The sequence below is a fragment of the Pseudomonas sp. EA_15y_Pfl1_P101 genome, from assembly GCF_963970835.1.
GTDB lineage: Bacteria > Pseudomonadota > Gammaproteobacteria > Pseudomonadales > Pseudomonadaceae > Aquipseudomonas > Aquipseudomonas tritici.
Genome location: NZ_CAXAPA010000025.1, coordinates 1 through 21,387, shown reverse-complemented (window position 1 = coordinate 21,387; position 21,387 = coordinate 1). Strand labels below are relative to the sequence as shown.

Genomic DNA, 21,387 nt, shown 5'->3' with positions numbered 1-21,387 from the left:
GATGCCATCGCAGGCAAGCCAGCTCCCACATAAAGCAGATCCCATGCAACTTTGAAGAACAATAAAAGGTGCAGCCATGCCCGCAATCCGAATTGGCATCAACCCGATTTCCTGGAGCAACGACGACCTCCCGGCCCTGGGCGGCGAAACGCCCCTGAGCACCGCCTTGAGCGAAGGCCAGGAAATCGGTTACGAAGGCTTCGAACTCAACGGCAAATTCCCCAAAGACGCCAAAGGCGTCGGCGATGTGCTGCGCCCTTATGACCTGGCACTGGTCTCCGGCTGGTACTCCAGCCGGCTGGCCCGGCGTTCAGTGGCCGAAGAAATCGAGGCCATTGCCGGCCATGTCGAGTTGCTCAAGCAAAACGGCGCCAATGTATTGGTCTACGGCGAAGTCGCCGATTCGATCCAGGGCTCGCGCATCCGCCTGATCGAGCGCCCGCGCTTTCACAGCGAACAGGCCTGGCAGGATTACGCCGACAAGCTCACCGAACTGGCGCGTTTCACCCTGTCCCAAGGCGTGCGCCTGGCGTACCACCACCATATGGGCGCCTACGTCGAATCCGCGGAAGACATCGACCAGTTGATGAAACGAACAGGCCCGGAAGTCGGCCTGCTGTTCGATTCGGGCCACTGCTACATGGGCGGCGGCGAACCACTGGAGGTACTGCGTAAACACATCGACCGCATCTGCCACGTGCATTTCAAGGACGTGCGCAAGCCTGTGGTGCAACTGGCGCGTAACCAGATGTGGAGTTTTCCCGACTGCATCGTCAACGGCACCTTCACCGTGCCCGGCGACGGTGATATCGACTTCGCCGAATTGCTCGATGAGTTGCTGGCCGCGAACTATGAAGGCTGGCTGGTCGTGGAAGCCGAGCAGGACCCGGCTGTGGCGCCCAGCTATATCTATGCGAAGAAAGGTTACGACACCCTACGTACTCTGCTGAATGATGCCCTGCTGAATGAGAGGACTGCAAAATGAGCTTGTTGGTCAAGAGCAGCAAACACGGACAAACCATGGTCGCGCTGGAAGCAGGGCGCCTGGAGTACGTGGGCTTTTCCGCTTACCGGCTGAGCCTGGGCGAAACCCTGCCGGTCAGCGCCGGTGATAAGGAATTGTGCCTGGTGCTGCTCAGCGGTCGCGTGAACATTGAAGGCGAAGGCTTCAACTGGCAGAACCTGGGTGATCGCCAATCCGTGTTTGAAGACAAATCGCCGTTCGCCGCTTACCTGCCACCGGGCACCGATGCCCAGGTCACCGCCTTGAGCGATGTACAGATTGCCGTCTGCGCCGCGCCGGGTGCGGACGGCTACGAACCTCGCCTGATCCGCCCGGAGAACTGCAAACGCAGCGTGCGCGGCAAAGGCGCCAACACCCGCTACGTGTGCGACATCCTGCCCGACAGCGAGCCGGCCCATTCGCTGCTGGTGGTGGAGGTACGCACGCCGTCCGGGCATTCGTCGAGCTACCCGCCGCACAAGCACGACACCGACGACCTGCCGCACCAGAGCTTTCTTGAAGAGACCTACTACCACCAGGTCAACCCGCCCCAGGGCTTTGTGTTCCAGCGCGTCTACACCGACGATCGCAGCATTGACCAGGCCATGGCCGTGGAAAACAGCGACCTGGTGGTGGTGCCCAAGGGCTATCACCCGGTCAGCGTGCCGTATGGCTATGAATCTTATTACCTGAACGTGATGGCCGGCCCCAAGCGCGCCTGGCATTTCCATAACGATCCGCAGCACAGTTGGCTGCTGGATCTCTAAGCGGTTTTGGACGGAGAACAACAACAATGAAGTCGCCTTTACGTTTCGCCCTTAACCGCATGGTCGCCCCCAACCTGTCCCTGCCGGACTTCATCCAGTTGGCCGCAGCGCTCAAGTGCGATGCCATCGAGATCCGCAATGACCTTGCGGGCAAGCAAATCGAATTCGGCACCCCGGCCAGCCGCGTGCGCGAGTTGTGCGCAGCGCAGGGCATCCAGGTGCTGTCGATCAACGCGCTGTACCCCTTTGACGTGTGGAACGAGGAGCGTCGCGCCCAAGCGATCCAGCTCGCCACCTATGCCCGCGAATGCGGCGCCCAGGGCCTAGTGATGTGCCCGTTCAACGAGCGAGGCGATACGCGCAACGAAGCGCAGCGTGCCGCCGGGTTGCGCACGGCCTTGAGCGAGCTGGCGCCGATTCTGCGCGAATACGCGATTCTCGGTTTTATCGAACCCCTGGGCTTTGAGGAATGTGCCCTGCGCCGCAAGCGCGTGGCGGTGGATGCGATCCAGTCCATTGGCGGCCTGGACGTGTTTCGCCTGGTGCACGATACCTTCCATCATCACTTGGCCAGCGAACATGAGTTCTTTCCGGAATTGACCGGGCTGGTGCATATCTCGGGTGTGGAAGATGCCCAGGCGCCGCTCGATTCGATTCGTGACGGCCACCGCGTGTTGGTGGGCGAGGGTGACATCCTGGGCAACGCGGCGCAGATCGATACGCTGCTCACTACTGGATACAGCGGCTATTTGTCGTTCGAGCCATTTGCCGAGAGCGTGCATGCGTTGGTGGATATCCAGCAGGCGTTGGGCGCGAGCATCGCCCATTTGAACCAATCTCTGGTTCAACGCTGAACCCAATGTGGGAGCTGGCTTGTCGGGTCGCCGCATCGCTGCGATAGCGGTTTATCAGATACAGATTCATTGCCTGACACACCGCATTCGCGAGCAAGCCCGCTCCCACATGGGATCACTGTTGATCGACAGATTTGCATTCATTCAAGGTGCGAACATGACCACAACAAGATTGACCATGGCCCAGGCCCTGGTGAAGTTCCTGGATAACCAGTACATCGAAGTCGATGGCGTGCAGAGCAAGTTCGTCGCCGGGGTATTCACGATTTTCGGCCACGGCAACGTGTTGGGCCTGGGCCAGGCCCTGGAGCAAGACAGCGGTGACCTGGTGGTGCACCAGGGCCGCAACGAACAGGGCATGGCCCACGCCGCCATCGGTTTTGCCAAGCAGCACCTGCGCCGCAAGATCTACGCGTGCACAGCTTCTGTGGGCCCCGGCGCTGCCAACATGCTCACCGCCGCCGCGACGGCGACCGCCAACCGTATCCCGTTGTTGCTGTTGCCTGGTGATGTGTATGCCAGTCGCCAGCCCGACCCGGTGTTGCAACAGATCGAGCAGTTCCATGACCTGAGTATCAGCACCAACGATGCCTTCCGCTCCGTGAGCAAATACTGGGACCGCATCAACCGCCCCGAGCAGTTGATGACTGCTGCAATCCACGCCATGCGCGTGCTTACCGATCCGGCTGAAACCGGTGCCGTGACCCTGGCGTTGCCCCAGGACGTGCAGGCCGAGGCCTGGGACTATCCAGATTATTTCCTGCAAAAACGCGTGCACCGTATCGAACGTCGCCCGGCCACCGCCGCGATGATCGCTGATGCGCTGGCGGCTTTTCGCGGCAAGCGCAAGCCGCTGATCATCTGCGGTGGCGGCGTGAAGTATTCCGGTGCCAATGCTGCACTGCAGGCCTTTGCCGAACGCTTTGATATCCCCTTCGCCGAAACCCAGGCGGGCAAGAGCGCTGTGGTCTCCAGCCATCCGCTGAACGTCGGCGGGATCGGTGAAACCGGCTGTCTGGCGGCGAACCTGCTGGCGCCCGAAGCAGACCTGATCATCGGTGTCGGCACGCGTTATACCGACTTCACCACCTCGTCAAAATCACTGTTCAAGCACGCCGAGGTGAAGTTTCTCAACCTCAATATCAGCCCCTGCGACGCCTTGAAACTGGACGGCGTGCAGGTGTTGGCTGACGCGCAAGTCGCCCTTGAAGCACTGGCCGTTGCCCTGGGCGATTATCGTTCGGGCTGGAGCGAGCAGATCCGCGACGCCAAGGCGCAGTTGGACGCCGAAGTGGACCGTGTGCATCAGGTGGAATATGACGGTGACGGCTTCGTGCCTGAGGTCGACGACCACCTGGACCGCGCGGTGCTGCGTGAATTTATCGAGCTGACCGGCTCGTGCCTGACCCAGAGCCGCGTACTCGGCGTGCTCAACGAAACCCTGGCCGACGACGCCATTATCGTCGCCGCCGCCGGCAGCCTGCCCGGCGACCTGCAGCGCGCCTGGCGCAGCAAGGGCGTCAACACCTATCACGTTGAGTACGGTTATTCGTGCATGGGCTATGAGATCAACGCTGCTCTCGGTGTAAAGCTCGCCGAGCCAACAAAAGAGGTCTACGCCCTGGTCGGCGATGGCTCCTACATGATGCTGCATTCGGAACTGGCCACCTCGATCCAGGAGCGCCGCAAGATCAACGTGGTGCTGCTCGACAACATGGCTTTCGGCTGCATCAACAACCTGCAGATCGGCAATGGCATGGACAGCTTCGGCACCGAGTTCCGCTACCGCAACCCCGAGAGCGGCAAGCTCGACGGCGGCCTGGTGCCGGTGGATTTCGCCATGAGCGCGGCGGCCTATGGCTGCAAGACCTACAAGGTCAGCACCGTGGAGCAACTCGAAGCGGCGCTGGCCGATGCACGCACTCAAACGGTTTCTACGCTGATCGATATCAAGGTGCTGCCCAAGACCATGATCCACGGTTACCTGTCGTGGTGGCGGGTGGGTGTGGCGCAGGTCTCCACCAGCGAGCGCACAAATGCCGCCGCAAAAAAACTCAATGAACACCTGGCGAAGGCCCGGCAGTACTGATAACAAGAGGAGTTGTGTATGTCTTTGAAGCTTGGAGTCATCGGCACTGGCGCTATCGGCCGTGACCATATTCGTCGTTGCAGCCAGACCTTGCTCAACAGCCAGGTAGTGGCGGTAACCGACATCAATCTTGAGCAAGCCGCCAAGGTTGTCGCAGAGTTGAAGCTGGATGCTGAGGTGTACGCCGACGGCCATGCGCTGATCAATTCACCACAGGTCGAGGCCATTCTGGTCACTTCCTGGGGGCCGAGCCACGAAGCGTTCGTGCTCGCGGCCATCGCCGCCGGCAAACCGGTGTTCTGCGAAAAGCCCTTGGCCGTGACGGCTGAAGGCTGCCGCAAGATCGTCGACGCCGAGGTGGCCTTCGGCAAGCGCCTGGTGCAAGTCGGCTTCATGCGCCCCTACGACGAGGGTTATCGCGCATTGAAAGCCGTGATCGACAGCGGTCAGATCGGCGAACCCCTGATGCTGCACTGCGCGCACCGCAACCCGACGGTGGGCGAGAACTACAAGACCGACATGGCGATCACCGACACCTTGATCCACGAACTGGATGTGTTGCGTTGGCTGCTCAACGACGACTACGTCTCGGTGCAAGTGGTGTTTCCACGCAAATCCAGCAAGGCCCTGGCCCACCTGCGCGACCCGCAGATCGTGCTGCTGGAAACCGCCAGGGGCACGCGTATCGATGTCGAAGTGTTCGTGAACTGCCAGTACGGGTATGACATCCAGTGCGAAGTGGTGGGGGAGACCGGTATTGCCAAGCTGCCGGAGCCGTCCCAGGTGCAAATGCGCAGTGGCGCGAAGTTGTCCAATGCGATTCTGATGGACTGGAAGGATCGGTTTATGGGTGCCTATGACGTGGAGTTGCAGGCGTTTATCGACAGCGTACGCGCCGGGCAGGTCGGCGGGCCGTCGGCGTGGGATGGCTTTGCGGCGGCGGTGGCGGCGGATGCGTGCATAGAAGCGCAAAATAGCGAGCAGATTGTGAAGGTGAGCTTGCCGCAGCGTCCGCACTTCTACGGCTGACCGCGATCCCACAGATGGAATGCAGTCAGTGTGGGAGCGAGCTTGCTCCCACATTTGAATTGGGTTTCCACTTCAAGTAAGGAGTGTATGCATGCGAATCGGTCTAGTCGGCTACGGCCATGGAGGGCGCTTCTTTCATGCGCCGCTGATTGCAACCCTGCCAGGCGCGACGTTCGTCGGTGTGGTGACTCGCTCACCCGAACGCCGCCAGCAACTGGCAACCGACCACCCTGGTGTCAGGGCTTTTGACAACATCGGTCAAATCGTCGAAGCCGGCGTCGACGCCTTGGTCATCTCCACCACCCTTAAAGGCCGCCCAGCCCTGGTGCTCGAAGCCATCGAACACGGTGTAACCGTGGTCAGCGACAAGCCCTTCGCCGCCAACGCCGAACAGGCCCAGGCGGTGATCACCGCGGCTGAACGCCAAGGCTCACTGCTCAGCGTCTACCAGAACCGGCGCTGGGACTCGGACTACCTGACCCTGCGCAAACTCATCGACGCCGGCGCCTTGGGCAAGATCACTCGTTTCGAATCCCGCGTGGAACGCTACAGCCCGCAAGCCATAGGTAACGCCAGCGGCGGTGGTTGGCTGCGCGACCTGGGCAGCCACTTGGTCGACCAGGCCCTGCAACTGTTCGGCCCGGTAGATCGGGTGTTCGCGCAACTGCAATACACCGCCGAACACCCCACGGTGGACCACGGTTTTTTTGTGTCCCTGACCCACGCCAATGGTGTGATTTCGCATCTGTGGGGCAATGCCCTGCAAAACAGCCAGGCGCCGCGCTTTCGCGTCAGTGGCACCTCTGGCTGCTACACCGTCGAAGGCTTGGACGGCCAGGAAGAAGCGCTGATGGCCGGCAAGTCGCCGAAGACCGAAGGTGAGCATTGGGGCGCTGAAGAACACCGCCGCTGGGGCTGGTTCGAACAAGGCCCGGACCGCGAGCGGGTGCCGTCTGAAAAGGGCTGTTGGATGCAGTTCTATCGACAGTTGCAATTGGCCGTGCAAGGGCAGGGGCCGCTGCCGGTGGATGCCTATGATGCGCTGGAAACCACCCGTATATTGGACGCTGCCCGCCTGAGCGCCGAGCGGCAGCAGGTGGTCTCAACAAAAATAGAATAAAATTCTAAAACAGGTTGATATGGAAATTTTTTTCCAATAAAGTCTTTTCCAGGTTGCATATAGTACGTTCGGACTCGATCTGCACGACTCAACAAAAACAAGATCAAAAACAACCAGGTACCGTCAGATGAAAATCTTCAACGCTGTACTGCGAGTTTTACGCCCTGTCCTAGCGCCACGCGGTCTGCCCCGCGCCCGGCCGTTCTACTTCTCCTTCCTTAATGTGCTCTGCGTCGAAAACAAGGGCGCGCTGGTCTGCTGCATTCCAGGCGCACCGCTGGTTCGACTGCCCCATTCGCAAGCCCCGCTCTGATCAACGTAACGTCCAACAAAACCAACAATAATGTGGAGACAGACCGTTCATGAAGACCCCGATCCGTTTTACCGCGCTGGCCTTGTCCATGATGCTGGCGAGTGGCTTTGCCAGTGCCGCCGATATCAAGGTGGGCGTGAGCATGTCCGCCTTCGATGACACCTTCCTGACCTACCTGCGCGAGGACATGGACAAGCAAGCCAAGTCCTACCCCGAGGGTGACGGCGTGCAATTACAGTTCGAAGACGCGCGTGCCGACGTGGTCAAGCAGCTGAGCCAGATCGAGAACTTTATCAGCCAGAAAGTCGATGCCATCATCGTCAACCCGGTGGATACCGCTTCGACCAAGAACATCATCAATGCCGCCACCAAGGCGGGCATTCCGCTGGTGTTCGTCAACCGCCGTCCTGACCAGAAAGATTTGCCCAAGGGTGTCGCCGTGGTGGTCTCCGATGACACCGAGGCCGGCCGCCTGCAAATGCAATACATCGCTGAAAAGCTCGGCGGCAAAGGCAAGATCGTGATCTTGCTGGGTGACCTGGCGAACAACGCCACCACCAATCGCACCAAGGGCGTGAAGGAAGTCCTGGCCAAGTACCCGGACATCAAGATCGAGCAGGAACAGACCGGCATCTGGCTGCGCGACAAGGGCATGACCCTGGTCAACGACTGGCTGACCCAAGGCCGCGAATTCAACGCGGTGCTGGCCAACAACGATGAGATGGCGATTGGCGCGTCCATGGCCCTGAAGTCGGCGGGTATCAAGCCGGGCAGCGTGTTGATCGCGGGTGTCGACGGTACGCCGGACGGTTTGAACGCGATCACCAAGGGTGATATGGCGGCGTCGGCGTTCCAGGACGCCAAGGGGCAGGCGGTGGGCTCGGTGGAAGCGGCGCGCAAGATGGTCAAGAAGGAGCCGGTCGAGCAGAACGTGATCATCCCGTTCCAGTTGATCACGCCGGACAACGTCGCCCAGTTCAAGTAGCCCTGACATAACAACAATAAGCCGGCAGGGCGGTCGTGCCCGCCTTGCCGATGGAGTACCTTTCTATGCTCGCTCAAGCCGTTGTCTCGCAGCCTCCCGGTATCCAACCCCAGCTGTTGGAAGAACCCTACCTGCTGGAAATCGTGAATATCAGCAAAGGCTTTCCCGGTGTCGTGGCCCTGGCCGATGTACAGCTGCGCGTGCGCCCCGGTACCGTGCTGGCGCTGATGGGCGAGAACGGAGCAGGCAAGTCGACGTTGATGAAAATCATCGCTGGCATCTACCAGCCCGACGCCGGAGAAATTCGCCTGCGCGGCAAACCGATTGTGTTTGAAACACCCCTGGCGGCTCAGAAGGCCGGGATCGCGATGATCCACCAGGAACTCAACCTGATGCCGCACATGAGCATCGCCGAGAATATCTGGATCGGCCGCGAGCAGCTCAACAGCCTGCACATGGTCAACCACCGCGAAATGCACCGTTGCACCGCCGAGTTGCTGGCGCGCTTGCGCATCAACCTCGACCCCGAGGAACAGGTGGGCAACCTGAGCATCGCCGAGCGACAGATGGTCGAGATTGCCAAGGCCGTGTCCTACGACTCCGACATCCTGATCATGGATGAACCGACATCGGCCATTACCGACAAGGAAGTGGCCCACTTGTTTTCGATCATTGCCGACCTCAAGTCCCAGGGCAAAGGCATCGTCTACATCACCCATAAAATGAATGAAGTATTCGCGATCGCCGATGAAGTGGCGGTGTTCCGCGACGGCCAGTACGTCGGCCTGCAACGCGCCGACAGCATGAACAGCGACAGCCTGATTTCGATGATGGTCGGCCGTGAGCTGAGCCAGCTGTTTCCGGTGCGCGAGACGCCCATCGGTGACCTGTTGCTGTCGGTGCGCAACCTGACGCTGGACGGCGTATTCAAGGACGTTTCGTTTGACCTGCACGCCGGCGAGATCCTCGGCATCGCCGGGTTGATGGGCTCGGGCCGCACCAACGTGGCCGAAACCATTTTTGGCATCACCCCTAGCAGCAGCGGCCAGATCAGTCTGGACGGCAAGGCGGTGCGCATTACCGATCCGCACATGGCCATTGAGAAGGGCTTTGCTCTGTTGACCGAAGACCGCAAGCTTAGTGGCCTGTTCCCCTGCCTTTCCGTGTTGGAAAACATGGAAATGGCCGTGCTGCCGCACTACTCGGGCAACGGTTTTATCCAGCAGAAGGCCCTGCGTGTGCTGTGCGAAGACATGTGCAAGAAGCTGCGGGTGAAAACCCCGTCCCTTGAGCAATGCATCGACACCTTGTCCGGCGGCAACCAGCAGAAGGCCTTGCTGGCGCGCTGGCTGATGACCAACCCGCGCCTGCTGATCCTTGATGAACCGACGCGGGGCATTGATGTGGGCGCCAAGGCGGAGATCTATCGGTTGATCTCCTTCCTCGCCAGCGAAGGCATGGCGGTGATCATGATTTCTTCCGAGCTGCCCGAAGTACTGGGCATGAGCGACCGGGTCATGGTGATGCACGAAGGGGATTTGATGGGCACCTTGGAGCGCAGCGAAGCCACCCAGGAAAAAGTCATGCAGTTGGCATCCGGGATGACGGTAGTCCACTGACGTACAGAATAAAAAGGTGATGGGCTATGAATGCAATAACGGATAACAAACCCACGACGGCGCCAACCAAAAGTCGTCGACGCGTGCCCACCGAGCTGAGCATCTTCCTGGTGCTGATCGGCATCGGCCTGGTGTTTGAAGTGTTCGGCTGGATCGTGCGTGACCAGAGCTTCCTGATGAACTCCCAGCGCCTGGTGCTGATGATCCTGCAAGTGTCGATCATCGGCTTGCTCGCCATCGGTGTGACCCAGGTGATCATCACCACCGGTATCGACCTGTCCTCGGGCTCGGTATTGGCGTTGTCGGCGATGATCGCTGCCAGTTTGGCGCAAACCTCTGATTTTTCCCGGGCGGTATTTCCCAGTCTGACCGATTTGCCGGTGTGGATTCCGGTGGCGATGGGGCTTGGCGTCGGGCTGCTGGCAGGGGCGATCAACGGCAGTATCATTGCCGTTACCGGTATCCCGCCCTTTATTGCCACCCTCGGCATGATGGTCTCTGCCCGTGGCGTGGCGCGTTACTACACCGAAGGCCAACCGGTGAGCATGCTCTCGGACTCGTACACGGCCATCGGCCATGGCGCGATGCCAGTGATCATCTTCCTGGTGGTGGCTGTGATCTTCCATATCGCCCTGCGCTACACCAAGTACGGCAAGTACACCTACGCCATCGGCGGCAACATGCAGGCGGCGCGTACGTCGGGGATCAACGTCAAGCGCCACTTGATCATCGTCTACAGCATCGCCGGGCTCCTGGCGGGCCTGGCCGGTGTGGTGGCCTCGGCACGGGCTGCGACCGGCCAGGCCGGTATGGGCATGTCCTACGAGCTGGATGCGATTGCCGCCGCGGTGATCGGCGGCACCAGCCTGGCGGGCGGAGTAGGGCGCATCACGGGGACCGTGATCGGCGCACTGATTCTGGGGGTGATGGCCAGCGGGTTTACGTTTGTCGGGGTGGATGCGTACATCCAGGACATCATCAAGGGCCTGATCATTGTGGTGGCGGTGGTGATCGACCAATACCGCAATAAGAAGCAGCGTAAGCGTTGAGCTGCAAGCTTCAAGCTTCAAGCTGCAAGTTTGATTAGCTTTACAGCTTGTCGCTTGCGGCTTGCAGCTTATAGCTGTTCCACGAACTTTCCTGCTATAAACGCACTCCGATAACCATTCGCCGAGCCCGTCCTGGTGCTTTTGGGGGTTATCTCGGAAAAATTGCCTGTCTTTTCAGTTGCTGTGCCCTCAAGTCGGCCTTAGACTGCCGCCCCTCGTAAATTGAGTGCCGGGTGGCGCTTGAAATGGACGGCGCCCTTCCGAGACCTGCAGAGGTCGGCCGGAACGCTCCCTTATTCGCCTTAATGCACGTATTTTTTATAGAGAAATCAATGACAAAGGAAAAGTTGCTGGCCATGCCGGCGGATGACTACATGAATGCCGAACAGCACGCTTTTTTCGAGAAGTTGCTGCAAGACATGAAAGTGGAACACCACGAGCGCATCGAACAGAACCGTATCGCCATTGAAAGCCTGGACACTCCGGCCGACCCTGCCGACGCCGCTTCCGTTGAAGAAGAGCGCACCTGGCTGGTGAACGCCATCGACCGCGACCAGCGCATGCTGCCGCAACTTGAGCGTGCACTGGAACGCATCAAGGAAGATTCCTTTGGCTGGTGCGATGACAGCGGCGAGCCTATCGGCCTCAAGCGCTTGCTGATCAGCCCTACCACCAAGTACTGCATCGAAGCGCAAGAGCGCCACGAGCAGATCGACAAGCACCAGCGCCAAGCCTGATGCGGTGAAGCTGGGGGGGCGCTAAGCGGTCCCCCAGGGAAAGACTCGTTACACCCCCGTGTATTGATCTGTTGCAAGCTACCCCACTAAAGGCCCATGGATAATGGCCCGATAGTGGCGTTTAATGCAGCGACAATAACGATAAGCAGTGGGGTGACGAAGATGGCTGGGGAAGGATCTCTGACGGGCGCAGCAGTGGCGCCGCAATCGGTAGTGCGCGGGTTGGCCGCCTGGTTGACGCAGCTTACGCAGAGCATCGCCCTGGTGCTGATACTGTTGGGACTGGCATTTGCCAGCCTTCCGCTGTACGTCTGCCTGCCACTGGCCGTGCTGGTCATCTGGCTGCCTCGCCTGACACGTCGCACACCCGTTGTTACGTCTTGCGAAGCTGTCGATGCGATGGGTGAGTTGACTCGCGACCTGTCCTATACCACCAGCCATAACGCACTCTCCGCTGCCGGCGTGGCCTATTCGGTCAAGCAACTGGCGGCTCGCTTGCAGTCTCAGTTGAGTGCAGCCAAGCAGATTGTCAGCAGTGCCGAGGTGATGATTGGCACCGAAAAGGTCACCTCCCAGCTCAGCCGCGAGGCCCTGGGGGCCGCCAGCCAGGCCCATCAACGCAGCACCGAAGGCCACGAAGTGCTGGCCCAATCGATCACCCGCATGCACCAGCTCAGTCAGCGCGCCAATGCCAGTCGTGAACTGATCGAAGCCTTGAGCCAGCGCAGTGAGGAAATCCAGCGGGTGACCTTGGTGATCCAGTCCATCGCCAGCCAGACTAACCTGTTGGCGCTCAATGCAGCGATTGAGGCGGCGCGAGCCGGTGAGCATGGTCGGGGGTTTGCAGTCGTGGCGGATGAGGTGCGCGGGCTGGCAGGCCGTACGGCCACAGCCACTGATGAGGTTGGGGTGATGGTGGCCGATATCCAGCAACGCACGGCTCAGGTGGTGGAGCAGATTCGCCAGCTCTCGGCAGACTTGCACACGGGTGTGGAGCAAGTGGAGCGCGCCGGTGAGCAACTGCATAGCATCGCCAGCCTGGCGGCGGATGTCGAAGGCCAGGTGAATGAAATCGCCGAGGGCGCCGACACCAACCGCACCCAGCTCGACAGCCTGTTCCATGCCGTGGAACAAATGCGCAGCGACCTGGCGGTCAGCGATCAGCAAACCCGCCAACTGGCCGACGCCGCCGTGCAGATGGAAGGCCAAGCCGAAACCATCAGTGAACGCTTGGCGCAAGTCGGCCTGGATGACTATCACCAGCGGATCTACGACTTGGCCCGTGAAGGCGCCAGCCGAATTGCCGCGCAATTCGAGGCCGACGTGCTACAGAACCGCATCAGTCTGGATGACCTATTCGACCGAAGCTACACGCCGATTGCCAATACCACCCCAAGCAAGTACCACACCCGGTTTGACGGTTATACCGACCAGGTGTTGCCGGCGATCCAGGAAGATCTGCTGCCGAGGCATGAAGGGTTGGTGTTCGCCATTGCCTGCACGCCCCAGGGCTACGTGCCGACGCACAACAAGGCGTTTTCCCAGGCATTGACCGGCGATGTGCAGGTGGATGCAGTGCAGAACCGCACCAAGCGCAAGTTTGAAGACCGCACCGGGATCCGCTGTGGCAGCCATCAACAGGCGGTTTTGTTGCAGACTTACACCCGCGATACCGGTGAGCTGATGCACGACCTATCGGTGCCGATCGTCGTCAAGGGCCGGCATTGGGGTGGTCTGCGCCTGGGCTATAAACCCGAGGCTGTGAAGCGTTAACGTGACGTGGGCTTTTCCGGGATGGGCATAGGCATCGACACATCGTTGCAGTGAGCGGGACAAGCCCGATCACTGCAGGGGAATTTTCAGCCTTTGAACGTGAGTAGATATCTACCGTCAGTGCGGTTGATGCAGGCGTTGGTTCAGTTCGTCCACCGCAATCGCCCATTCGGCGTCTTCGCGCAGCTCTTCCTTGAGAAAACGTGCTTGTTGTGCGGACCAGAAAGGCGCATCGACCAACTTCACGTCGTCAGGCAAAGGGTGCGCAGCGATAAAGGCGTCGATAGCGTCTGGGGTTGAGTCCAGGCCCAATTGGTCAAACAGGGTTTCAAGGGTAGGGATTGGCGCGTCCATATCGTTCTCCATGCAGGGTGGTCGTTATGCATGGGAGGGTTGTGACGCAGTAGAGTTCTATCGGATTGTCAGGAATTCAGGGCGCCAGAATCTACGGCGGTTTTTAACGCTTTGGCGGCGTCCTTTGCTGCGATGGCGGCGGCGTCGACGGTTTTGAACCAGCGGTCTTTTTCGACCTGGTGGGTGGTGACAGTGGTCAGCGGTGGCTTGGCCCGCATGATGATCACTGCTTGAAACTCACCGTCTACTTCCCTTACGTCGCCATGGATGAAAAATTCGCCGATATCAAATTCCGTCACGTAGAGCCTTCCCTTGGAGATAACTGCACTGGAGAAACCTGGCCCGAGTGGGCACAAACTTCAGTGGACGGGCCAGTATGGCAGTTGTTGCGGGTCGGCGGCGCAGTTAAGTTAGCGGGCTGACGAAACGATCGATCGTTGGGTGCGCTTACAACATGGCTTCAAGTTTCTTGGCCAGTTCACAGGCCTTGACATGGTCGCTGCGAAAGCCTTTGATTCGACCGCTGAGCACTTCGCGGATGTGGAAGAAGTTTCTGCCGGCAGGTACGACTTGGTAAAGAATTGAATCCGAGTACCCTTCAAAGCCGTTCAAGCGGTAGTATTGAGCTTCGTCCTGAGAGGATGAACGGGGGGGCGAAGACATCGCGTTGTAGGTTGATCGTTGCATGGCCTGCTCCTTTCGATCGATCCGGACGACTTGATTGCAGCGTTGTAGCTGGTTTTCATCGGTGTTGCTGTTTTAGTATTGTCGTAGGCGACCAGCGCCCGGTTCCATGGCAGTGTGTTTATTTGAGTTTGCGTGTCGGAAAACTGCATTTTTAATTGGGTTATTCTCTGAAGTTGGTCGGCCCGTATTCTCGGGCCGTTGAACCTGTGATCTCCTGTGGTGCCTGATGACCTTGCACAAGGTCCATCACGTACGTCTGTACTAGTCTTGTGACTCGACAGCGGGATTTTCTTCAGTTTTTTTCAAAGAATGAGTGATGTGGTCGTGCCGTGAAGGCCGTTTTTTTGTGCTGTCCGCTCTGGCGGACAGCGCTCTTTTCGATGTGGGGGCGTTTCCTTGGCAGTCAGTAATCTGGATATGCACGCGTTGTTCGTGCTGGGTGATTTGCGCGCAAAGTTGGTCAAACAGTTTCAATCCCGTTTCGTTTACATCACCGAGCAGACGCCGGAAGGTATCTACATCGCCGAAATCGACACCGAGGCGGCGATGGTGGTGGACGACAAACCTCGCCTGGAACTCAAAGTCGGCGATCACTTCCGTGCGGCGGTATTGCCCAGTCGTGAGGGTGGCAAGTTCGAATTGAAGTTCCGCGACATCAAGCTGACCGTCTATGGCTTGGGCGACTACGCCTTTGTGTCCTCGGCCGAAGGCCAGGGCATCGTGTTCAAGGAAGGCCACAGCGTGATGCTAGTGTTTGCCGCCAATGAGCAACTTCAGGAAGGCCTGACCAAAACACTCAAGGCCGTGACCGGCAAGGCTGCCAAATGGCGCAAGGGTGAGCTGGTCACGTTCAAGGCCAGTGAATAATCAGCAAAAAAACGCGAACACCCGTTATCTCCCGGAACCTCTACTACAGTTGAGTTGACTTACTTGTTCAGAGGCTTCGCGCATACGCAGCAAAGCCTTCCGCTATTGGCTGCGATATCGCGAGGTGCTGAGGCATGAAAGGATTGAGAATACTGTTGGCTGCGTCCCTGACGACCCTAGGGCTGTCAATGGCCACATTGCCGGTGCGCGCCGCTGAGGCGCCGATACATTTTGCCGATCTGAACTGGGAAAGCGGCAGCCTGATCACCGAAGTGCTGCGGGTAATTGTCGAGAAGGGTTACGACTTACCCACCGACACCTTGCCCGGCACTACCATCACCCTGGAAACCGCCCTGGCCAAGAACGACATCCAGGTGATCGGCGAAGAGTGGGCCGGCCGCAGCCCGGTGTGGGTCAAGGCGGAGGCCGAAGGCAAGGTGGTTGGTCTCGGTGACACGGTCAAAGGCGCAACCGAAGGCTGGTGGGTGCCGGAATACGTGGTCAAGGGTGATCCCGCCAAAGGCATCAAGCCACTGGCGCCGGACCTCAAGAGCGTAAAGGACCTGGCGCGCTACAAGGATGTGTTCAAGGACCCGGAATCCCCAGGCAAGGGCCGCTTTCTCAACAGCCCTATCGGCTGGACCTCGGAAGTGGTCAACAAACAGAAGCTCAAGGCCTACGGTCTGGATGACAGCTACGTGAACTTCCGCAGCGGCTCAGGCGCGGCACTGGATGCCGAGATTGCCTCGTCAATCCGCCGGGGCAAGCCAGTGTTGTTCTACTACTGGTCGCCGACGCCGTTGATGGGGCGCTACAAGTTGATCCAACTGGAGGAACCGCCCTTCGATGCCGAGGCCTGGAAGACCCTGACGGATGCGGATAATCCTGATCCGAAGCCCACGCGCTCGTTGGCGTCCAAGTTGAGTATCGGGGTGTCTGCGCCGTTCCAGAAGGCCCATCCGCAGATTGCGCAGTTCTTTGAGAAAGTTGAGTTTCCGATCGAACCGCTGAATAAAGCCTTGGCGACCATGAGTGAAAATCACACAGCGCCACGAGAGGTGGCCCAGGCATTTCTCAAGGAACATCCGCAAGTGTGGAAGGCATGGGTGACGGAGGATGTGGCGCAGAAGGTTGAGGCGAGCCTGAAGTAACCTCGATCTCGCTGGCGAATGGAGATCAAAATGTGGGAGCGAGCAAGCACGTTCCCACATTCGATTGCATTGCAGGTTTATAACCTGGTTTGTACTGCCAGCTCGAAGGTTCTCGGCGCCCCCAGATAATACGCCGGCGACACATGGGCAAACTCGGCATACATCTCATTCGTTAAGTTGCGCACTCTGCCCGTCACCGAGGTATACGTGTCGACCGGGATGCTGCGGCTCGGTCACGGCAAAGTCCTTGCGCTGATCTTGTAGGTGGCCATGGTGGCCGAGCCACGGCACTCCAGATAGTCGAACTTGCTGCCCACTTCCCACTGCTTACCTGTCGACACATCAAACACTTGTGTGGGGGTGCTTGGCTGCTCGGCGGCGGTGCTGTATTGCACGTACACATTGGCCGATGGGATGAATTGATAGGTCAGGCCTACGCGGCCGGTCACCGGTTCCCAGTTGCGTTTGGAGTGCCGAGGGTTGGTGGCCGTGACCACGCGGTGGTTGGTGACATCCAGGTCGATGGCGTCGTAACGCAGGCCGGTCAACAGCGACAATTTGTCGGTGAGGCCCAGGCGATTCTCCACGAACAGTGCTTTAGTGGTGACTTCGTTAGTCTTGTCTTTGCCGAAGCTCTCCCGGGTTCGCGGAATGTCGTAGAAGTCTCCAGGTTGCGGTAATCGCGTTGGCTGTCCTAGTCGTACAGGGTATTTTTCAGGGTGGTGCTGTCGTTGATGCGGTAGTCGATGATCGAGCGCGCTCAGATCGTGCGCTGCTCGTAGCGGCCGTCGACGACGTTGATCCCGTTGAACAGCGGGCAGGGTGTCAGCAGCCAGGACGATAGCTGGCGGTGGCGCATGGGGCTGTGGCAACACCGCCACATTCAGGCTGGAACTCACCGCCGGGCCCATACCGCCAGTGGAGCGCAGCGGACAGCCGAACGCCTTGGACAGCGTGGGCAGGTTCTCCTCAGTGGAGTTGGACGGCTTGGGCGCCTGGGTGCGCGGGTCCACTGTACAGAACTGGCCGCCGATGCCATTGAGCTGCATCGCGACCATCTGCCCATGACCGATACTGCAGGCGAACACATTGAACAGGACGCAGCAATAGAACGTTCAAGCAATGAGCGAGCGGTCGGCACGGGCAAGTTTCATGGGGCGGCACTTTACCGTCAGCCGCCGACGAAATGCCTGCAGAAAATCTCAGGGGGGCTATCCTGATTCGGACCTTGTCAGAGAGAGCCAGTCATGAGCTTCGTAGTCGCACGATGGATTGTCGGCGTTTTTACATTCATCAGCATGGTGCATCTGTACTGGGCTGCCGGCGGCAAACTTGGCTTCTTAGCCGCCATCCCCCAACTGCCCGGAGAATTCGCCAGCGGACCCAAGCCTGCGTTCAAGCCCTCGGCGCTCGCCACGTTTCTGGTCGCCATGGGATTGGTGGCGATTGCGCTGATGGTGTGCCTGCGTGCGGGGTTGTACTTTTCGGCGGTATCCCATGGGGCGTTGCAGTGGGGGATCAGTGCGATTGCCTTGGTAATGTTTGCCAGGGCGATTGGGGATTCGGAATTGGTGGGGTTTTTCAAGAAAGTCGGCGGGTCGAGGTTTGCGAGGTTGGATACGTATTTTTATTCGCCGTTGTGTTTGGTGTTGGGGGTGGGGTTGTTGGTGGTGGCGTGGGGGTGAGGGGGGTTAAATATTTGTTGGGTATAGGGTGATTCTGGTCGCCCGCACGTCAACGTAACCAGATTTTTGAGTGATTGGTCGGTCGAGTTCAACAAGAACTATAGAGTCGCCAAATTGTAATGCAGCACATTCTTCGTCCGCGACTTGAATCAACTCAGCGGTTATTTGAGTGATACCGTTTATATCGGTGACCTGCGGGGTCGTATCGGAGGACGGAGTAATGTTTCGCCCCCAAGAAAAAATTTCATCCAGATCGAACTCTACGTCGTGTTCCTCGCCGATGTCGGGGGGGATCCCAGCCCATAGAGCGGTGCCACTACCGACAGATGATTGAAACCTGACGAGTAAAGTGTCCTTAGTAGAAAGTACTTCGATAATTCGTATCTTCATTTCACTTCTTCGGTAGTGGGACTCTAATAACAGTGTTGTCCACATTCATGGTGTTGGTTTTAAGCTCAAGAGTCCATGTCTCCTAATGGTAGTGATGTTTGCTTGGTTTGCTGTTCATTTCGTGCGAGCCATAGCGAATACTTCTTTTTGCGTCACTAGAAACTATCCTGTCGCGATCAGGTTTTCCAGTTCGTGGGTTGGTGTTCGTGTGGGGATGTGGCCCTAGAAATTCATCCCACTTTCGGGTGGTTTCTTCCGGTTTAACTGGTTTGTTGGCATAGGTTTCTTTGTGATATCCCATTTCAGGCGGGATATTTGAGGTGGTGGTCGGGAGTGACTCCCCATAATTGGCTTTTGCCTTAGTTTCTGGTTCTTCAGCTTCAATCTTCGGTTTGCACTTTTCGCCACCTGGACAAGAATTCAAGCCTAGTGGATCTGCCCATCCGGTCGGGTTAGGCACGTATAGGTAGGCGTTACTCCCACCCGCCAATTTCACCGGATCGGGTGTCAGGTAACGACCTAGATCCGGATTGTAGTAGCGATGGCGGTTGTAGTGCAGCCCGCTTTCTTGATCGAAGTATTGGCCTTGGAAACGCAGCGGGTTGTCGACTTTTCCTATGTCCAGGCGGCTGATTTCACCGTAGGCGCGGTAATGCGCGGACCAGACGATTTCGCCATCCGGGGCGGTGAGTTCCTGTGGGGTGCCGAGGTGGTCGAGTTGGTAGTGGTAGGGCTTGGTGTCTTTTGGGCCGAAGCCTTCCAGCAGCGCCAACGGGCGAAAGCTGTCCGGTTCGTAGAGGTAGCTGCGGTGGCGGTCCGCGTGGTGTTCGGCGATGAGTTTGTCGCCTTGCCAGAAGAACTCGGTGGTTAGGCCGTCGATGGTTTTGCTGATGCGGCGGCCGAAGGGGTCGTAGCGGTAGCTGGCGGTTTGGCCGTTAGTTTTTTTAATACTGATCAGGCGGTGCTGGCAGTCGTAGCGGTATTCGGTGACGAGTTGCTGGCCTTTGCCTCGGCGTTCACGGATCAGATTGCCGAAGGCGTCGTAGTCGTAATGGCGGTCACCTTGGATCATCAGGCGGTTGCCGGTGACGATGTCTGGGCCGGGGCGGTCTTGCATGAGCAGGTTGCCGGCCGGGTCGTGGCCGAAACGTTCCTGCTCGCCTTGGGAGTGGTCGGCGCGGGTGAGGCGGTTTAGTGGGTCGTAGTGGTAGTGGTGTTCGCCTTTGCGGGTATCGATGAGGCGGGTGAGGTGGCCGGATTTGTCGTAGTCGTAGTGGCGGCGGTAAACAGTGCCTTCGGCATCGGCGATGCCTTGGTTGAACAGGCGCCCTTGGTCGTCGTGTTGGTAACTGCTGAGCAGTTTTCCTTGGGCACGTTGCTGCTCGCGGCCGGCGCTGAATAGGTGTGAGGTCAGTACCGCACCATTCAGTTCAACTGTGGAAAGGTGTCCGCCTTTGTCGTGATTGAAGGTGAGGCGGTTGTTGTCGGGCAGGCGCAGTTTTTGAAGTTGGCCGCAGGCGTCGTAGCCGTAACGCAAAGTGCCCCAGCCTTGGTGTTCGGCGGTCAGGCGGTTTTGTGGGTCGTATTCGTAGGCCAGCGCCCAGTGGCCGTCGTCGACGCTGAGGAGGTTGCCTTGGCGGTCGTAGGCGTAATCGACGATGTTGCCGTCGGGCAGGGTTTTTCTTACGAGTCGACCGGCGTGGTCGCGTTCGTAGCGAGTGACTAGCTGACTGCCATCGTCGCCATGTTCGGTCTTTTCTTGCAGGTTGCCGTTGAGGTCGTAGGCGTAGGCGGTGCGCTGGCCGTCAAACCCGGTTTCCTGCTGGATCAGGCCGTTGCTGTGGTACTGGAGTCGGTAGGTTTCGCCGACTTCGTTTTCGATTTCGGTCAGCAACAACCGCACGTTGTCGTAACGGTAGTTGACCTGGGTGCCATCGACGTTGATGCGACGGCTGATCAGGTGCAGGCCGTCCGCATATTCGTAACGGGTGACGTGCCCCAGTTCATCGCGTTCGGAGGTGATTTTTCCGTAAGCGTTGTAGGTATATTTACGCGTGTCACCGCTCGGCAAGACGATTTGGACTAATCGCCCAACGTTGTTCCACTCGAACTGTGTAAGCGTGCCGTGCTCGTCTTTCTGGGTGATTTTTCGCCCAAGGTCGTCATAGCGATAGCGCTTGATTCCGCCATTCGGTAATTGCTCTTCAAGCAACTGGCCACGCTCATTCCACACCAGCCGCTGACAACTGTGATCCGGGTACCAAACCCCAATCAACTGCCCGTGTTTGTTATAGCTGTAGTCCGTGGAGTGTCCGTCTGGATCGGTCCTACGCGTAACGTCGCCCTGATCATTGCGCTCGTATTTCCAAACCGCCAGACCCCGCCTTACAACCCGTACGAAGCCATTGTCATGCTCGTAGGCAGTCGGCTCATCATCCCCCGGAAACAGCGCCACCAACCGCCCAGCTTCGTCGTATTGGTAGGCTGTTATCGCGCCGAGAGGATCCTGCTCAACCGTCAGCCGGCCTTTGTCATCGTAGGACTTGAAGTGCTCGGCACCATCCGGGTCCACGCGCTGTACCAGCCGCGCCCGCTGGTCATGCACGTAGACTTCCTGGCTGCCATCGGCGTTATGAACCGTGACCTGGCCGTTGTCATCCCACACATACCGCGTGTCTATCTGCGAAAAGCTCGCCCAATGCCGGACACACCGCGCCGCCTTACCAGACCGTTCCCATTCCCAAAAGAAGCTCGCCCCACCGGCCAGTCCGCGCTCAAGAATGACGTGCTGATCGTCGTACCGATAAACCTCACTTTCGCCTACAGCATTGGTCGCTGAAACCAACCGACCGGCATCGTCATAGGCATAGGAAACAACCTTCTGCTCCGTCACCCAGACAAACGGACCGTCATCC

The 21,387-nt window shown here is 58.7% G+C and carries 20 protein-coding genes and 2 pseudogenes; 15 read left to right on the top strand and 7 right to left on the bottom strand.

The window, feature by feature from the left end; genetic code table 11:
* Nucleotides 1-76: 76 nt before the first annotated feature.
* The 12 genes from iolE to AACY36_RS26845 all read left to right on the top strand — a co-directional run bounded on the left by iolE (nucleotide 77) and on the right by AACY36_RS26845 (nucleotide 13,338).
* The gene (iolE, locus tag AACY36_RS26900) at nucleotides 77-985 is read left to right on the top strand and encodes a myo-inosose-2 dehydratase (RefSeq protein WP_339420435.1); all 909 of its coding nucleotides are present in this window, start codon (nucleotides 77-79) and stop codon (nucleotides 983-985) included.
* Nucleotides 982-1,770: a 5-deoxy-glucuronate isomerase gene (gene iolB / locus AACY36_RS26895; protein ID WP_339420436.1), complete on the top strand. Its 789-nt coding sequence runs from the start codon at nucleotides 982-984 to the stop codon at nucleotides 1,768-1,770. The genes iolE and iolB overlap by 4 nt, the downstream gene beginning before the upstream one ends.
* A 26-nt stretch (nucleotides 1,771-1,796) precedes the next feature.
* Nucleotides 1,797-2,624 (top strand): TIM barrel protein, encoded by an 828-nt coding sequence (locus AACY36_RS26890; protein WP_339420437.1) that lies wholly within the window; start codon nucleotides 1,797-1,799, stop codon nucleotides 2,622-2,624.
* A 157-nt stretch (nucleotides 2,625-2,781) separates the two neighbouring features.
* Nucleotides 2,782-4,713 (top strand): 3D-(3,5/4)-trihydroxycyclohexane-1,2-dione acylhydrolase (decyclizing), encoded by a 1,932-nt coding sequence (gene iolD / locus AACY36_RS26885; RefSeq protein WP_339420438.1) that lies wholly within the window; start codon nucleotides 2,782-2,784, stop codon nucleotides 4,711-4,713.
* An 18-nt stretch (nucleotides 4,714-4,731) separates the two neighbouring features.
* Nucleotides 4,732-5,742 (top strand): Gfo/Idh/MocA family protein, encoded by a 1,011-nt coding sequence (locus tag AACY36_RS26880; RefSeq protein ID WP_339436551.1) that lies wholly within the window; start codon nucleotides 4,732-4,734, stop codon nucleotides 5,740-5,742.
* Nucleotides 5,743-5,833: 91 nt separating this feature from the next.
* On the top strand, nucleotides 5,834-6,862 hold the full coding sequence (locus AACY36_RS26875; RefSeq protein WP_339420440.1) for a Gfo/Idh/MocA family protein: 1,029 nt from the start codon (nucleotides 5,834-5,836) through the stop codon (nucleotides 6,860-6,862).
* Between the two features lie 127 nt (nucleotides 6,863-6,989).
* Nucleotides 6,990-7,175, top strand: coding sequence for a hypothetical protein (locus AACY36_RS26870; protein ID WP_339420441.1), 186 nt, complete (start codon nucleotides 6,990-6,992; stop codon nucleotides 7,173-7,175).
* 49 nt (nucleotides 7,176-7,224) lie between these two features.
* The gene (locus tag AACY36_RS26865) at nucleotides 7,225-8,160 is read left to right on the top strand and encodes a sugar ABC transporter substrate-binding protein (RefSeq protein ID WP_339420442.1); all 936 of its coding nucleotides are present in this window, start codon (nucleotides 7,225-7,227) and stop codon (nucleotides 8,158-8,160) included.
* Nucleotides 8,161-8,225: 65 nt separating this feature from the next.
* The gene (locus AACY36_RS26860; protein ID WP_339420443.1) at nucleotides 8,226-9,779 is read left to right on the top strand and encodes a sugar ABC transporter ATP-binding protein; all 1,554 of its coding nucleotides are present in this window, start codon (nucleotides 8,226-8,228) and stop codon (nucleotides 9,777-9,779) included.
* Nucleotides 9,780-9,805: 26 nt separating this feature from the next.
* Nucleotides 9,806-10,828: an ABC transporter permease gene (locus tag AACY36_RS26855; RefSeq protein WP_339420444.1), complete on the top strand. Its 1,023-nt coding sequence runs from the start codon at nucleotides 9,806-9,808 to the stop codon at nucleotides 10,826-10,828.
* A gap of 332 nt (nucleotides 10,829-11,160) precedes the next feature.
* Nucleotides 11,161-11,565, top strand: coding sequence for a TraR/DksA family transcriptional regulator (locus AACY36_RS26850; protein WP_003191666.1), 405 nt, complete (start codon nucleotides 11,161-11,163; stop codon nucleotides 11,563-11,565).
* 96 nt (nucleotides 11,566-11,661) lie between these two features.
* Nucleotides 11,662-13,338, top strand: coding sequence for a methyl-accepting chemotaxis protein (locus AACY36_RS26845; RefSeq protein WP_445261123.1), 1,677 nt, complete (start codon nucleotides 11,662-11,664; stop codon nucleotides 13,336-13,338).
* Between the two features lie 117 nt (nucleotides 13,339-13,455).
* Here AACY36_RS26845 and AACY36_RS26840 read toward each other — a convergent pair whose 3' ends face one another.
* The 3 genes from AACY36_RS26840 to AACY36_RS26830 all read right to left on the bottom strand — a co-directional run bounded on the left by AACY36_RS26840 (nucleotide 13,456) and on the right by AACY36_RS26830 (nucleotide 14,379).
* On the bottom strand, nucleotides 13,456-13,692 hold the full coding sequence (locus tag AACY36_RS26840) for a DUF2789 domain-containing protein (protein WP_339420447.1): 237 nt from the start codon (nucleotides 13,690-13,692) through the stop codon (nucleotides 13,456-13,458).
* A 68-nt stretch (nucleotides 13,693-13,760) separates the two neighbouring features.
* Nucleotides 13,761-13,991, bottom strand: a complete 231-nt coding sequence (locus tag AACY36_RS26835; RefSeq protein WP_159961506.1) for a hypothetical protein — start codon at nucleotides 13,989-13,991, stop codon at nucleotides 13,761-13,763.
* A gap of 148 nt (nucleotides 13,992-14,139) precedes the next feature.
* A complete protein-coding gene (locus tag AACY36_RS26830; protein WP_339420448.1) occupies nucleotides 14,140-14,379 on the bottom strand; it encodes a hypothetical protein in 240 nt (79 codons plus the stop codon).
* Between the two features lie 417 nt (nucleotides 14,380-14,796).
* On the opposite strand from AACY36_RS26830, the gene AACY36_RS26825 reads away from it, so the two are divergent.
* Complete coding sequence (locus tag AACY36_RS26825; RefSeq protein ID WP_050554011.1) at nucleotides 14,797-15,246, top strand: hypothetical protein; 450 nt, start codon at nucleotides 14,797-14,799, stop codon at nucleotides 15,244-15,246.
* Nucleotides 15,247-15,380: 134 nt separating this feature from the next.
* Nucleotides 15,381-16,397, top strand: coding sequence for an ABC transporter substrate-binding protein (locus AACY36_RS26820; protein WP_339420449.1), 1,017 nt, complete (start codon nucleotides 15,381-15,383; stop codon nucleotides 16,395-16,397).
* Nucleotides 16,398-16,580: 183 nt separating this feature from the next.
* Here AACY36_RS26820 and AACY36_RS26815 read toward each other — a convergent pair.
* Nucleotides 16,581-17,208 (bottom strand): annotated as a pseudogene (locus AACY36_RS26815) (TonB-dependent receptor domain-containing protein); the annotation flags it as partial.
* A 1-nt stretch (nucleotide 17,209) separates the two neighbouring features.
* Nucleotides 17,210-17,494, bottom strand: a pseudogene (locus AACY36_RS26810) (DUF2946 domain-containing protein); the annotation flags it as partial.
* Between the two features lie 150 nt (nucleotides 17,495-17,644).
* Here AACY36_RS26810 and AACY36_RS26805 point away from each other — a divergent pair.
* Nucleotides 17,645-18,082, top strand: a complete 438-nt coding sequence (locus tag AACY36_RS26805; RefSeq protein WP_339420450.1) for a DUF3995 domain-containing protein — start codon at nucleotides 17,645-17,647, stop codon at nucleotides 18,080-18,082.
* 6 nt (nucleotides 18,083-18,088) lie between these two features.
* Here the strand turns inward: AACY36_RS26805 and AACY36_RS26800 are convergent, their stop codons facing one another.
* A complete protein-coding gene (locus AACY36_RS26800; RefSeq protein WP_339420451.1) occupies nucleotides 18,089-18,472 on the bottom strand; it encodes a hypothetical protein in 384 nt (127 codons plus the stop codon).
* A gap of 82 nt (nucleotides 18,473-18,554) precedes the next feature.
* Nucleotides 18,555-21,387 (bottom strand): RHS repeat-associated core domain-containing protein (locus AACY36_RS26795; protein WP_339420452.1); only part of this gene is annotated, 2,833 nt, incomplete at its 5' end.

Bases quoted from the DNA above. Each gene is read 5' to 3' on its own strand.
- AACY36_RS26825 (WP_050554011.1), top strand. From the start codon at position 14,797: ATGCACGCGTTGTTCGTGCTGGGTGATTTGCGCGCAAAGTTGGTCAAA.
- iolD (WP_339420438.1), top strand. From the start codon at position 2,782: ATGACCACAACAAGATTGACCATGGCCCAGGCCCTGGTGAAGTTCCTG.
- AACY36_RS26840 (WP_339420447.1), bottom strand. From the start codon at position 13,692: ATGGACGCGCCAATCCCTACCCTTGAAACCCTGTTTGACCAATTGGGC.
- AACY36_RS26860 (WP_339420443.1), top strand. From the start codon at position 8,226: ATGCTCGCTCAAGCCGTTGTCTCGCAGCCTCCCGGTATCCAACCCCAG.
- AACY36_RS26855 (WP_339420444.1), top strand. From the start codon at position 9,806: ATGAATGCAATAACGGATAACAAACCCACGACGGCGCCAACCAAAAGT.
- AACY36_RS26865 (WP_339420442.1), top strand. From the start codon at position 7,225: ATGAAGACCCCGATCCGTTTTACCGCGCTGGCCTTGTCCATGATGCTG.
- AACY36_RS26890 (WP_339420437.1), top strand. From the start codon at position 1,797: ATGAAGTCGCCTTTACGTTTCGCCCTTAACCGCATGGTCGCCCCCAAC.
- AACY36_RS26845 (WP_445261123.1), top strand. From the start codon at position 11,662: ATGGATAATGGCCCGATAGTGGCGTTTAATGCAGCGACAATAACGATA.
- iolE (WP_339420435.1), top strand. From the start codon at position 77: ATGCCCGCAATCCGAATTGGCATCAACCCGATTTCCTGGAGCAACGAC.
- AACY36_RS26875 (WP_339420440.1), top strand. From the start codon at position 5,834: ATGCGAATCGGTCTAGTCGGCTACGGCCATGGAGGGCGCTTCTTTCAT.
- AACY36_RS26850 (WP_003191666.1), top strand. From the start codon at position 11,161: ATGACAAAGGAAAAGTTGCTGGCCATGCCGGCGGATGACTACATGAAT.
- AACY36_RS26880 (WP_339436551.1), top strand. From the start codon at position 4,732: ATGTCTTTGAAGCTTGGAGTCATCGGCACTGGCGCTATCGGCCGTGAC.
- AACY36_RS26800 (WP_339420451.1), bottom strand. From the start codon at position 18,472: ATGAAGATACGAATTATCGAAGTACTTTCTACTAAGGACACTTTACTC.
- AACY36_RS26820 (WP_339420449.1), top strand. From the start codon at position 15,381: ATGAAAGGATTGAGAATACTGTTGGCTGCGTCCCTGACGACCCTAGGG.
- AACY36_RS26870 (WP_339420441.1), top strand. From the start codon at position 6,990: ATGAAAATCTTCAACGCTGTACTGCGAGTTTTACGCCCTGTCCTAGCG.
- AACY36_RS26830 (WP_339420448.1), bottom strand. From the start codon at position 14,379: ATGCAACGATCAACCTACAACGCGATGTCTTCGCCCCCCCGTTCATCC.
- iolB (WP_339420436.1), top strand. From the start codon at position 982: ATGAGCTTGTTGGTCAAGAGCAGCAAACACGGACAAACCATGGTCGCG.
- AACY36_RS26805 (WP_339420450.1), top strand. From the start codon at position 17,645: ATGAGCTTCGTAGTCGCACGATGGATTGTCGGCGTTTTTACATTCATC.